13 protein-coding genes are annotated in these 12,241 nt (G+C 70.2%); 7 read left to right on the top strand and 6 right to left on the bottom strand.

Annotated elements, in window-relative coordinates; genetic code table 11:
- Nucleotides 1-19: 19 nt before the first annotated feature.
- Entirely contained in the window at nucleotides 20-1,156 is a 1,137-nt protein-coding gene (locus ACRX5S_RS10455; protein WP_436772754.1) for an MFS transporter, read from the bottom strand.
- Nucleotides 1,157-1,622: 466 nt separating this feature from the next.
- Between ACRX5S_RS10455 and ACRX5S_RS10450 the strand changes: the two genes are divergently transcribed.
- From ACRX5S_RS10450 to ACRX5S_RS10440, 3 genes are all read left to right on the top strand, one after another.
- Entirely contained in the window at nucleotides 1,623-2,396 is a 774-nt protein-coding gene (locus tag ACRX5S_RS10450; protein ID WP_436772551.1) for an AraC family transcriptional regulator, read from the top strand.
- A gap of 81 nt (nucleotides 2,397-2,477) precedes the next feature.
- Complete coding sequence (locus ACRX5S_RS10445) at nucleotides 2,478-2,732, top strand: hypothetical protein (protein WP_436772550.1); 255 nt, start codon at nucleotides 2,478-2,480, stop codon at nucleotides 2,730-2,732.
- A 128-nt stretch (nucleotides 2,733-2,860) separates the two neighbouring features.
- Nucleotides 2,861-3,919, top strand: a complete 1,059-nt coding sequence (locus ACRX5S_RS10440; RefSeq protein ID WP_436772549.1) for a hypothetical protein — start codon at nucleotides 2,861-2,863, stop codon at nucleotides 3,917-3,919.
- Between the two features lie 171 nt (nucleotides 3,920-4,090).
- Here the strand turns inward: ACRX5S_RS10440 and ACRX5S_RS10435 are convergent, their stop codons facing one another.
- The 4 genes from ACRX5S_RS10435 to ACRX5S_RS10420 form a co-directional block, all read right to left on the bottom strand.
- A complete protein-coding gene (locus ACRX5S_RS10435) occupies nucleotides 4,091-5,479 on the bottom strand; it encodes a B12-binding domain-containing radical SAM protein (RefSeq protein WP_436772548.1) in 1,389 nt (462 codons plus the stop codon).
- 122 nt (nucleotides 5,480-5,601) lie between these two features.
- Nucleotides 5,602-6,081, bottom strand: a complete 480-nt coding sequence (locus tag ACRX5S_RS10430) for a nuclear transport factor 2 family protein (RefSeq protein ID WP_436772547.1) — start codon at nucleotides 6,079-6,081, stop codon at nucleotides 5,602-5,604.
- Between the two features lie 178 nt (nucleotides 6,082-6,259).
- Nucleotides 6,260-7,855: an alkaline phosphatase D family protein gene (locus tag ACRX5S_RS10425; RefSeq protein WP_436772546.1), complete on the bottom strand. Its 1,596-nt coding sequence runs from the start codon at nucleotides 7,853-7,855 to the stop codon at nucleotides 6,260-6,262.
- An 82-nt stretch (nucleotides 7,856-7,937) separates the two neighbouring features.
- Nucleotides 7,938-8,645 (bottom strand): DUF6304 family protein, encoded by a 708-nt coding sequence (locus ACRX5S_RS10420; RefSeq protein ID WP_436772545.1) that lies wholly within the window; start codon nucleotides 8,643-8,645, stop codon nucleotides 7,938-7,940.
- Nucleotides 8,646-8,797: 152 nt separating this feature from the next.
- Between ACRX5S_RS10420 and ACRX5S_RS10415 the strand changes: the two genes are divergently transcribed.
- Both ACRX5S_RS10415 and ACRX5S_RS10410 read left to right on the top strand, forming a co-directional pair.
- On the top strand, nucleotides 8,798-9,028 hold the full coding sequence (locus ACRX5S_RS10415; protein WP_436772544.1) for a hypothetical protein: 231 nt from the start codon (nucleotides 8,798-8,800) through the stop codon (nucleotides 9,026-9,028).
- Between the two features lie 144 nt (nucleotides 9,029-9,172).
- Nucleotides 9,173-9,502: a hypothetical protein gene (locus tag ACRX5S_RS10410; protein WP_436772543.1), complete on the top strand. Its 330-nt coding sequence runs from the start codon at nucleotides 9,173-9,175 to the stop codon at nucleotides 9,500-9,502.
- An 8-nt stretch (nucleotides 9,503-9,510) separates the two neighbouring features.
- Here ACRX5S_RS10410 and ACRX5S_RS10405 read toward each other — a convergent pair whose 3' ends face one another.
- Nucleotides 9,511-9,870 (bottom strand): hypothetical protein, encoded by a 360-nt coding sequence (locus ACRX5S_RS10405; protein WP_436772542.1) that lies wholly within the window; start codon nucleotides 9,868-9,870, stop codon nucleotides 9,511-9,513.
- A 328-nt stretch (nucleotides 9,871-10,198) separates the two neighbouring features.
- Between ACRX5S_RS10405 and ACRX5S_RS10400 the strand changes: the two genes are divergently transcribed.
- A complete protein-coding gene (locus tag ACRX5S_RS10400) occupies nucleotides 10,199-11,332 on the top strand; it encodes a UDP-N-acetylglucosamine--N-acetylmuramyl-(pentapeptide) pyrophosphoryl-undecaprenol N-acetylglucosamine transferase (protein WP_436772541.1) in 1,134 nt (377 codons plus the stop codon).
- 11 nt (nucleotides 11,333-11,343) lie between these two features.
- Nucleotides 11,344-11,910 carry an N-acetyltransferase family protein gene (locus ACRX5S_RS10395; RefSeq protein ID WP_436772540.1) on the top strand — a complete coding sequence of 189 codons (567 nt, stop codon included), beginning with the start codon at nucleotides 11,344-11,346 and terminating at the stop codon, nucleotides 11,908-11,910.
- Nucleotides 11,911-12,241 lie beyond the last annotated feature (331 nt).

The following is a 12,241-nucleotide window of genomic DNA, read 5'->3' as shown; positions in this document are numbered from 1 at the left end:
CCCCCCCCGCGTCGCGTGTCTAGTCGACGCGCTGCGGCGGCGAACCGGCGGGCTCGGTCAGGAACTTGCCCAACACGAGCGTGACGATCGGCACGAAGCACAGGATCAGGAAGACCATCTGCGGCCCGCTCGCGTCGGCGGCGAAGCCGAACACCGGGGAGATCAGGCCGCCGACGCTCACCGCGAGCCCAAGCGTGACCCCGGCCGCGGTGCCGGGACGCGTCGGCAGGTAGTCCTGGCCGAGCTTGACCAGCACGGCGAACGGGATGTTCAGCGCGATGCCGGTGAGCAGCGCGAAAAGGAGCGGGGCGTACGGTCCGGGCGTCGCGCGCAGGCCGACCAGCATCGGGATGACCAGCACGCCGCCGAGTTGCACGGTGCGCACCAGACCGATGCGGTCCGCGATCCGGCCGCCGGCCAGCGTGCCCAGCACGCCGCCGCCGAGGAAGAACGCCAGCGCGACGCCGCCGAGGACGTCCGAGGCGTCCAAGTAGCGGATCCAGTAGAGGGCGATGAAGGTGCTCACCCCGAAGAACGTCACGGAGCGCACTACTTCGATCGCGGTCAGGACCAGGAACGGCCGCCAGCGGTCCTCACCGGTGCGCGACTTCGAGGCGGCGGCGGCGAGGGCGCGTTGGCGGTGCCGGTTGCGGTGCAGGACGTACGCGATGAGCACCGCGGGCGGGATGAACAGGGCCGTCGAGCCGACGCCCCACGCAACGAGGGCGGGTGTCGCGAGCACGGGCGCGAGGAAGAAGCCGACACTGCCCCCGGCCGCGAACACGCTCATGGCGGCGGTGCTTTCCCCCGCCTGCTCGCGGGCCGCCTTGCCGGCGGCCGGGTGGAACATGGCAACTCCGAGACCGGACAGGAGGATCAGCGCCCACACCGCCCAATACGGCTGCGCCAGACCGGAGAAGCCGAGCCCCAGGCCCGCGAGCCCGACGCCCGCCGCGGCCATCCAGCCCGCGCGGTAGCGGTCGACGACGACGCCGAGGAAGGGCTGCGGAAGCGAGCTGCCCAGCGTCGCGGCGAGGGTGAGGCCGGACGCGGCGACGTAGCTGTAGTCGCGTTCGAGGACGAAGTACGGCACGCTCGCGGGCACGAGGCCCTGGTAGAGGTCGTCCACGGCGTGCGCGATGCCCCAGAGGCGCATGCGGCGCCAGACGGTCCGGTCGGGGGCGTCGGTTTCGATGGCGCTTTCGGTGGCGCTTTCGGTGGCGGTTTCCGTGGCGGTTTCGTCTTCGGCCGCGGGGTCGGCACGTGCCTTGATGTTCGCGCCGGGACTGTCCTCGTGGGCGGCTGTGGTCCTGTGGGGTGGCGGGTCGTCGGTGAGGCCGACGACTTCGGTTGCGGCGGCGTCGGCTGCGTTTGCGCTCATGCGTGAGTCGTTCTTTCGGTGCGACAGTTGTTGCTGGGCTGATGTGGCTGATGTGACTGATGTGCTGACGTGGCTTGCGGGGCTTGTGTGGGTGCGTCCGTACGCCCGTCCGCCCGGCGATCGCGGCCGGTGCGTCCAGCCTTCCGGTAGCCGTGCCGCACCGGCTGTCGATACTCGGACGCCTTGTACCGATAACCCGCCAATCGTTCTCCGGGGGCGGGCTCGTTACCCTGGCCGGACCATGTCGATCACCCGGAAGCCCCTCGACGGCCCGACCCGCGCGCCCATGGCGCACCGGGAGCGGGTGGAGTGGCACGACCACGCGGTGAACCAGCTCATCGCGCCGGGCCTCGGGGTGCTCCAGGTGTCGACCGAGACCGGTTCGTGGGTCGTGCCGCCGCACCGGGCGGTGTGGATCCCGGTCGGTGTCGCGCACGCGCACGAGGCGCACGGACCCAGCGAGTTGCGCACGCTCTGCTTCCCGACCGACGTCAACCCGCTGCGCCTGGACCGGCCCACGGTGCTGTCCGTCTCACCGCTGCTGCGCGAGGTCGTCGCCGTTCTCACCGGGGCCGAGCATGTGCCGGACCGGGAACGGGAGTTGACGCCGTCTCAGCGCCGGAACCTGGAGCGCGTGGCGCTGGACCAGTTGCAGCGCGTCGAGGCGTTGCCCCTCGGCCTGCCGACGCCGCGCGACGAACGGCTGCGGGACGTCGCCGCCCTGCTTGCCGCCGACCCCGGCGACGAGCGGACGTTGGCCGAGCTGGGCGCGGCGGTCGGGGCTGCGGAGCGTACCCTCAGCCGCCTGTTCCGGGCGGAGACCGGCATGAGCTTCCCGCAGTGGCGCGGCCAACTGCGGCTGCATCACTCGCTCAAGCTGCTGGCGGGTGGCGCGTCCGTGACCGGCGCCGCGGCGGCGTGCGGGTACGCCACGCCGAGTGCCTTCATCGAGGCGTTCCGTCCCGCCTTCGGAACCACGCCCGGTGCGTACCGCCGCGAGGCCGCGGCCACCTGAGCCGCCCGCCCGCCGCTGCGGTCGAGGGGCCCGGGGGCGCGGCGTAACGTGGACAGGAGGACACCGGAGGGAGAGAGCACCATGCCCGGATCCGTGACCGCCAGCCACCACTCCCACGCGGCGGCCGTGGGGCACGCCGACGCCGAACGGCTTGTCGCCGTACTCGCCGAACTCGGCCGCATGATCGAGACGACCGGCCCGGAACGCCTCGACGACGCCCAACTCGCCGCCCTCCGCGGCGACCATGCCCAGGACCGCACAGGCATGTCCGCCTGGACCCGCCAAGTGGCCGCCGAACTGAGCAGCCAGCTCCACCACGGCCTGGGCCACGCCTGACGGCGGAGCGTGGCGGTGGGGGGCGCGGATTCCGCCAAGTCACGAACAGGCAACCATCCTGGTATTTAGGCTGGTTCGTGCGGCCGGGGGTACAGGCCGCGTCAACGCCTGCGGAGGGGGACACCGCCATGGCCATGCCCGTTGTGACCTACGCCAACTGCGTCGCCGCCTTACAAGGCCAAGCCGCCGGAACACCCGGCGCCGCGCTCGCGAACGCCTACGCCGCACAACTGAATCTCGTGGCCGCCTGGCCCGCGGGTATGCCCGGCGTACAGCTCAACAACGCAAACCTGCCCGAGCCCAAAGCGCATTACGACGGCACCACCAACACCATCGTGGTCGACCGGGCCCCGGCGGCCGCGCCCGTCGACGTCCTCGACGCGCTGCTGTACGAGGTGCAGAACGTGCTCAACGCCGCGGTCGGGGTCGCACTCGCGCTGCCCAGGACCACGCCGGTCGGCACCTACGCCGCGTCGCTGGCGACGGCGGAGTTCATGACTCTCAAGCACTTCGTGGACGAGATGCTGACCGTCCTCTACGGCGGCGGCGGACTCGCCGCCCTCACCGCTCCGGGCGCCCTCGCCGGGCTCCCGGCGGCCCTTCCGCCGCAGGCCCTCCGCACCCTCACCAACTGGGTGAACACGTACGTGCCGATCTACACGAACAACGGCATCGCGGTCGGCAACGCCATGGGGAACAACGCCGCCGACGGAGCCGCCGCGCTCCAGTTCACCAGCACCCCGCACAATCCCGGCGGCACCGGACCGAACCTCTATCTGGCGACCTACTCGACGTTCCAGGTGTACCACTACGAACGGGTGTTCGCGTACAGTGCCGCCGAAGTCGAAGCGGTCATCACCACGAACTACCCGGCAGGCACGGCCCTCGCAAGGAGGTACCGCGCCGAGTGGAACCGCGCGAGTCTGCCGAACCTCGCCAAGATCGGCCTGTATGCGTGCCTCGTCGACGACCTCCAGGCGCGGCACGTCGGCCCCGCCGCGTTCCCCGTGGGCCTGGTCCTCCCCGCGCTCCTCGACACGAACTCCAAGAACGACCTCACCCGGTGGCTCAACGCGAACACCAGCGCGACGGTGATCAGCGCGTTCAGCAAGGAGCTGGTCGCCAGCCTGCTGCGCGCCCTGGGCCCGGCCAACCTCGACAACAAGTGGCGCACGCGCGGCGCCTGACTTCGCCCACCCCTGGGGACTCGCGCCACCGCCGCGCTCGGGCCGTCGTCGGAGACGCGGCAGTATCCGTGCTCCGGGCCGAGGCGCCGAGGCGCGCAAGTGTGCGGTCATCGACGTTGCCCGAACCTGGCGAAGGGGCCGACAGAGTGCTCTACCCTTCCGCGCGCCGGTTCAGCCGGGACGGTGGCGGCCGAAGGCGGTCAACGTGCGTTCCAGCAGCGGGAGCGCGTCGAGGACTCGGCCGTGGCGGATGAGCGCGTCCCAGGCGGGCTCGAACTTCTTCCATCCGCCCGCGTAGGCGAGGTGGCGGAGGCGTTCGCGCGGGTGTGGGTGGGACGCGGCGGAGCGGGCGATGTTGCGCCAGGTGTAGAAGTCGCGGTACGCGCGCCGGTAGCCGTTTTCCAGTTGGGCGGGCGTCAGGCCGATGGGGTCGTAGACGACGTGCCGGGTGTCGTAGAGGTCCCAGTCGCGGTGGAGAATGCGGCCGGCGGCCTCCATGCGGCGGAACTGGCCGGTGCCGGGGTAGGGCGTGAGGATGTGGAAGGTGGCGGTCTCGACCCCGGCGCGGACGGCCCATTCGACGGTGCGGGAGAAGACGTCCGGTCCGTCGTGGTCCAGGCCGAAGACGAAGCTGCCGTTGGCCATCACGCCGCAGTCGTGGAGGCGGCGGACGACGGCGGTGTAGTCGCGGCCGACGTTCTGGGTCTTGCGGGTGTCGGAGAGGTTGGGGCCGTTGACCGACTCGAACCCGACGAACAGACTGCGCAGTCCGGCGTCGCGGGCCTGTTCCAGAAGGCCGGGTTCGAGGACGGACTTCACGGTTCCGGCGGCCTGCCAAACACGGCCCATGCCGCGCATGCCCGCGAACAGGGCTTCGGCGAAACGGCGGTTGCCGAGGAGGTGGTCGTCGAGGAAGTAGAGGTGCCGGCCGGGCAGGCGCTCGATTTCGGCGAGCGCGGCGTCCACGGCCTGGACGTAGAAGCTCTTGCCGCCCTCGAAGAACGCATCCTTGTAGCAGAAGTCGCAGTGATGCGGGCAACCACGGGACACCACAAGGGAGTTCGGCACGAGGTAGCGGTGACGCTTGATCAGGTCCCGCCGTATGGGCGGGAGTCCGTGCAGGGTGCGGAGTGTGGACGTGTAGCGGGGGCGGGGGTGGCCGTCGCGGAACTCCTTGAGGAACAGCGGCCAGGTGTCCTCCCCGGGGCCGAGGAAGATGCTGTCCGCATGGACGGCGGCCTCGTCGGGCAGGGAGGTGACGTGGAGGCCGCCGAGGACGACATACGAGCCGTGCGCGCGGAACATGTCGGCGAGTCGGTACGAGCGGCGGGCCGAGGTGATGTAGGGCTGGATGACCACGAGGTCGGGGCGGGCGGCCCGCATCGCGGCGAGGTCGAGCGGTTCGACGTGCTCGTCGTACAGGTCGATCTCGTCGGTGTCGCGATCGAGGTATCCGGCGAGGGTGGCCAGTCCGAGGGGCGGGAACAGCGCGTACTTGACGGGGCGTCGGGCGGGCCCGGTGGCTTCGGTCAGCGCCGGGAGGATCATGGTGACACGCATCGGGATCCCTTCGGTGGCAGGGGCGTTCCCTCGAAATCCACTGCCATGGAAGCCGATGCGGCACGCCGGCCGTCGGGACACTGCCGGAGATCCGGTGCGGGTGTTGTGGAGATTTCGTCGGGTCAGGGCGAGCGTGTGGGTGAAGTGCCTTCGCAGGCGCGGGAGATCGCCGTCGGATCCCAGTAGTAGGGACGGCATTCGAGCATGCGGCCGTCCCGGACCGTGATGAGTTGCAGGATGGATGCCTCGACGGCCTCACCCGTCGCACGCGCGCGGAACCGCACCTGATTGCGCACGACGACGGTGTCCGCATCGCCCCAGTGGGCCTGGTCGAGGAATTCCATCGACTCCCAGGTCTCGCTGAACACCGCGAGGAACCGTTCCATGCCGTCGTGGCCACGCCAGGTCCCGGTGCCGGTGAACGGCAGGCCCGGTGCCTGGTGCAGGACGACGTCGGGGTCGAGGTACGCGGCTACCGAGGCGTAATCGGCCTTGCCGAAGCCGCCTGCCGCCACGTACTCGGCCTCGGCGGCGTAGAAGTCCTGCATGACGGACCAGGCGTCTCGTGCGGGCTGCGTGGGTGGCGCGGACTGAATAGACATGGGGCGTCCTCCGTTTCGAACCCCCAGCCTTTCGCCGTACGACGGTCTGCGCTGGCGGATAACGGACTTCACGCTCGTCCGCACCCGGCGGCGGTGCCCTCCTCCGGGCCGGGGTGCGCCGCATACCCTGCGGCAACAGCCCGCCCCGGAGGGGACGCCCCGCGCTATCGCGTCACACTCACACCGGCGACGCGGCGGTCACGAGCCGCTTCGTCGCGCCGTCGTACGCAAAGGACTTCAGGTGCGCGACCGCGCTGTCCGGCTTCGTGCGGTCGTCGACCTTGTACCAGTCCATCTGCACGCGGGCCTTCGTCACATCGAGTACGCCGACGCCGTTGGACTGCGCCTCGCCCCACTGCAAGTGCGGGTTCATGCCCAGGATCGCCGCGATGATCTGCGCTCCCGCGCCCCCCGGGAACAGGCTGCCGAACGGCGTCGAGGTCACCGAGCTGACCACGAACTGCCCGGCCACCGGCGCCCCTCCGCCGGGCGCCGGGACCTCGCCCGCCCACGACGAGTGCAAGTCGCCGGTCAGGAAGACCGTGTTGCGCCTGTCGTGGTCGCGCAGGTGGGTGAACAGTTCGGTCTGGTCGGCGCGATAGCCGTCCCACTGGTCCGCGTTGATGGTGACGGGTGGGGTCCCCTGGCCCGTCGGCAGCCGCCACGGCGCGGCCATCACCGAACTGCCGATGAGGTTCCAGGTGGCATTGCGGCGCGCGAGGCCGCTCTTGAGCCAGCGCATCTGCGAACGGCCGGTCAGCGTACGGTCCGGGTCGCCGAGCCCCGCGTCGTCCGTCGGATCGACCTGTTGTGAACGGAAGCTGCGCAAGTCGAGCATCGTCAGGTCGAGCAACTTGCCGAAGGCCAGGCGGCGTTGCGTCGATCCGCGGACGTCCTGGCGGACCGGCAGCCACTCGAAGTACGCCTGCTTCGCCGCGTTCGACCGCGCGGCCCACGTGCCTTCCGTCGCCGGATCGTGGTCGCGGGCGCCGCCGGACCATGCGTCTCCGGCGAGTTCGTGGTCGTCCCACGTCGCGATGATCGGCGCCGCCGCGTGCATCGCCTGGAGGTCGGGGTCGGTGCGGTACTGCCCGTGCCGCGCCCGGTAGTCGGCCAGGGTGCGGCACTCGCCGAGCGGTTCCATCGGGCGTACGTCCGTACTGCCCGGATGCCCGGCGCCGGACGCGAACTCGTAGATGTAGTCGCCGAGATGGATGATCGCGTCGAGGTCGCCGCGTTGCGCGAGGTGGCGGTATCCGGCGAAGTAGCCGTTGCCGTAGCTGACGCACGAGGCGATCCCGAAGCGCAGGCCGGCGACTTCCTGACGATCGGCCGGGGCGGTGCGGGTGCGGCCGACCGGCGAGCGGTCGTGCGGTGTGCGGAAGCGGTAGTGGTAGGTGGTCGCGGGACGGAGGCCCCGTACGTCCACCTGCACGGTGTGGTCGCGGTCCGGCCCGGTGACGGCGATCCCCGCCCGGACGGGATGCCGGAAGCCCGGCTCGGTGGCCACCTCCCAGAACACGAGACTGGAAGGTCCGCGCCGCGAACCCGGGTGGCACCCCGGGCCCGGCGTCACGCGCGTCCATATGACGACACCGTCCGGCAGCGGGTCGCCCGACGCGACGCCGTGCAGGAAGGCCGTCCCATTGTCGGGCCTGGCGGAGTCCACACCGGCATGCGCGGCGGGCGCCGAGGCCACCCCCACGGCAGCGGCCCCCGAGGCGGCGGCCGTGATCTTCACGAAGTCACGGCGATGCAGCGGAATTCTGGTCATGGCGCGCGAAACTAACAGCGCAGAGCCACATCCGGAACAACTCCCACCAGGTATTCCATTTAGGTCTGGCAAACGCCGGACCTCAGGCCGTCGCCGACCTTCGCGGCTCGAACTCCCCGCACCAGTAGGTTTCTTGAACGTCCTCAGTACGCCGAGCCCAGATCGCGTACAACTCCCTCTTGCCAAGCCCGCCCCTCCCGTCGCCTTCCACCCCCCGGAAACACCCAAGACCATCCCCGCCATAAGGGTTGTAGTGCGCAAACACACACGTGAGACAACCAACAATGCGCACCGCGGGCGGAAGTCGAGACGCGAGACTCAGGAGAGCCTCCTCAAGCCTCGGCCCCTGCTCCCCCGCGTACACGCCGCCCCGCTCCGGCAAATCCACCGAGGCCGTCAACGCCGCCTCGCCACCGCCCGCATCCGAGGTCCCCGGCGGCACAACCATCAGCACCCGCAAGGGAACAGGTCCCGGCTCGGCGCCACCCACCCGCACCATGAGCGACATGATCCACTCCAGCGTGTATCCGCAAAGCAGTCGCGCAGGCACCCCCGGGTCGCCCGGGTCGCCCGTGAGCCGAACGTCCAACAGTTCCGGCGGCTCCGCGGAATCCGCCAGCGGCCCGTTCAGCACCAGGCCGGTGATGAAGGCGCTCTCAAACACGTTGCCCCGGAGGGGCAGCCTGAAGTTCCAGCCGTCATGGATCAAGACCGTCTCAACGCGCCCGTGGCGATCGGTCACCACCGCGGGGTATCGACGCGGCACGGCAAAGGCGACATGGCGTCCCATGCCCGCAGTATGAGTCATCGCCGGCAGACAACACCGCTCATCGCGCCCCCGCCCTCGAACAGAGCACAATCCATGCCAGTTGGATCGACGAACAGCCGCTGTTGTCGACGGGCCACTACATTTGCGGGACGCCTGACAACGAGAGGACGCTCGTGCGCATCGTGATGTACCGCGAAGGCATCCACCGCCGCCGCTACCACGCAGACGGCCGGTGCCCCGCATTGCTCATGCACCCTGAGGAGCACAAGGACTGGGCCGCCTGCCCCGAGGAGGTGGCCCAAACGACCCACGAACTCCTCCCGTGCAAGAAGTGCGTGAAAGCCCCTGAGTGGTACGTCGAGGCCCCGGCACCCGAGGCAGCGCCCGAACCCACGGCACTCTGACTCACGCACCCGCCCCCGAGCCATCCAGGGCGTACTGTGCGGATCGCCTGAGGGTTTTCCCGTGAGCACTGGAGCCCGGCCCCGCCCACTCGCCCCCAGCCGATATTCCGGGTCGGCGACCGCGAGCCGTGGCAGGCTGCCGTCATGTCGGCAGAGCTACGAGAACACGCAGGTCGTCACTACGCCGTCCAGGTCCACTACGCCTTGCCCGACGAATCGTGGGCTGTGGAGCTGAGCGAGACTGCGTCGGCGCCGGCTGCCTGGGCTGCGTTCCCCGAAGCGGAGACCCATCTGCCCGGCCCCGCCTTCCTGGTCGCTCTCATTCCCGACGAGGATCCCGGTCTTGAGCCGACGGTCCACATCCGCAGCCATGACGAGCACGTCATCCCCTACGAGATCATGCGCTGGTTCATGGAGCTGGTTGCCGACCAGGTGGATCGCTGCCGCCTCGCGTTCGGTCAGGGTTCTCCCTGAAGCAGTCGTCACGTGGGATAGACGGTGAACGTGGTGAAGTTCCGCGAGCGCAGCGTCTCGTCGAGGAGGTCGACGGCGCCCGGGGCGAGGGTCGTTTCAGTTCTCCACCCGTCGACGGCGTCGCAGAATTCGGCTTCACGTCCCGAGATCTCGTCGGCGACCCACAAGTTCCCTGTTCCGACGTCTGCGGTGAACGCGGTGACGGTGACCATCATCAGCCCGGCGCTGGGGTTCTCCGTCAGGCGTATGTGGCCGCCCGTCATCATGTGGAACCGGTCGAGGATCCCGAGTACCTCGGCAACCCCGGACGCGTTGCGCCACCCCCGGTGTTCGAGCAGAGCTGATACGGCTTTGGTGGTCGTTGTCACGTCGTCCTCGTGGCGGGGTGCGTGGGTCGGGAGGGAACCGCGGCGACCATCGCATGATCTTGGCGAAGTGTGTGGACGCGAGTGGATCAAGCGCCGGCCGCGGGCCACAGATTAGACGTTGAGCGCCGAATGACGCTGTTCGGTGGAGCGACGGGCCGGATCGGGCGTCGTCAGTGGGTCCCCCGGATGGGCGTTGGGGTGGCGATCGTCGGCTCGCTGCTCCGGCATGATGGGGCGACACTGCTGGTGCCGCCCGGCTGGGAGCCGCTTCGTGCAAATCGATGTTGATCGTCAAGTTCCTTCGACCCAGGGAGCGTTCCGGCTCCTCGTGACGGGCGGGGGGACGGGCGGCCACACGTACCCCGCTCTGACCGCCGTACGCACGCTGCGCGCCCGGTTCGCGGAGAGCGGGCGCGCCCTCGACGTGCTGTGGGTGGGGAAGGCGGACAGCCTGGAATCGCGCGTCGCCGCGGACGAGGGGATCGCCTTCCGCGCGGTGGCCACGGGCAAGGTTCGCAGGTCCAGCAACCCCCTCAAGATGGTGTCTCCGGCGAACGTCAAGGACATGGGGCGGGTGCCCCTCGGTGTCGCGCAGGCGCGTTCCATCGTGGCCCGGTTCCGCCCCGACGTCGTGCTCGCCACCGGCGGCTACGTTGCCGTGCCGGTCGGCCTGGCGGCCAGGATGTGCCGGCGGCCGCTCGTGGTGCACGAGCAGACCGTTCGACTTGGACTGGCGAATCGCATGCTGGCACGTGCGGCCACGCGGTTCGCGGTGTCGTCGGAGTCGACGTTGAGCATGCTGCCGGACTCGGCCCGCCGTGCGACCGTCGTCACCGGGAACCCGGTGCGCCCGGAGGTGCTGGCAGGTCACGCGGACAAGGCCGTCCAGGCGCTGGAACTGCGCGGCTTCGACCTGCGGCTGCCGACCGTCTACGTGACCGGCGGCGCTCAAGGGGCGCAGCAGATCAACGGCCTGGTACGTGACGCGCTGCCCTGGCTCCTTTCTCAGGCGAACGTGATCCACCAGTGCGGCCCGGCCAATGTCGCCGCGTTGAGCGAGCACGCCGGGCGCCTGCCCGGTGACCTCGCGGGCCGGTACTTCCTGACCGGGTTCGTGGGCCCGGAGCTGCCGGATGTGCTGGCCCTGGCGGATGTGGTCGTGTCGCGCAGCGGGGCCGGGACGATCGCGGAGCTGACCGCGCTGGGCAAGACCGCGGTGTTCGTACCGCTCGCGTCGTCGGCGGGGAACGAACAGGCCCACAACGCACGGCACTTGGCGGACGGAGGCGCGGCGGTGGCGCTGCTCGGCGATGTGTCGGCCGAGGCCCTGCGCGATGCTTTGGCGCCGCTGCTCGCGGACGAGCAGGCGCGCCGCGGGATGGCCGAGCGCGCACGGTCGTACGGCCGTCCGGACGCCGCGGATCGTTTGGCGGACGTAGTGCTCTCTGCGGCGTCGGCGTAGCGGTCGGCGAGGTGCACGGAACGACGCCGGCCGACTTGCGGGTCGTGGAGCTCGTGAGGCTTGACGGCGCGGATGCGGGGCAGGCCGAGGATGCCGTCCGGCTTGTGTACAGCCAGGTGTTCGCGCAACCGCCGTACGGCAAGACCGCCGACGAAGTGGCTGCGAATATGCGTCGGTTCGCTCGGCAGATCAAGCGTGAGGGTTTTCGCGCGGCCGTTGCGTACGACGGCGACGAGCCGGTGGGCATCGGCTATGGGTATCCGCTGTCGTCGTCGACCGGATGGTGGGATGTCGTTGAGCCGCCGGTGTCGGACGACGTACGCCGCGAGAACGGGCGCCGGACGTTCGGCCTGATCGAGCTTGCGGTCCGGCCCCCCTGGCGCGGGAGGGGTGTCGTCCGGCACTTGCACGACTTAGTCGTGGACGGGCCCGAGGAGCGCGTCATCCTCAATACCAGGCCGGACGCCGACGCTGCGCAAGCCGCCTACCGGTCGTGGGGGTACGAACGCATCGGCCGCGGGCACCCATGGGACGGGGCTGGGCTGCACGACATCTTGCTGCTCACCCGTTCTCGGTAGCGACGATGGCCGGTCCGGGCGTTCCCGAGAAGGGGTCTCTGGCGGAGATGTTGCGCCAGTTCCGCGACCGACAGCCCTGGCGGACGGGCGATCGCAGTTTGCGTCATCTCAGTTACCACCTGACTCGACACAGCTTGCACAGCCATTTCGTGCCACCCGGGCCGTTCTTCCGGATTTTGCTGTGCGGGCCGTGGCGATTGCCGAGGCATTGACCGCCGATGCCAGACACCGGGGCTGCGTCGACGGGGTGTCCGGTGCCCTCACAAGCAGGACAGAGCACCCATGCCCGATCCAGGCCGACGCGGCGGCCGGTGGCGCCCTTGCAGAGGCC

The organism is Yinghuangia sp. YIM S09857 (assembly GCF_051388915.1).
Classification (GTDB): domain Bacteria; phylum Actinomycetota; class Actinomycetes; order Streptomycetales; family Streptomycetaceae; genus Yinghuangia.
The sequence above is the reverse complement of the archived record's forward strand: the minus strand, read 5'-3'. Positions and strand labels throughout refer to the sequence as shown.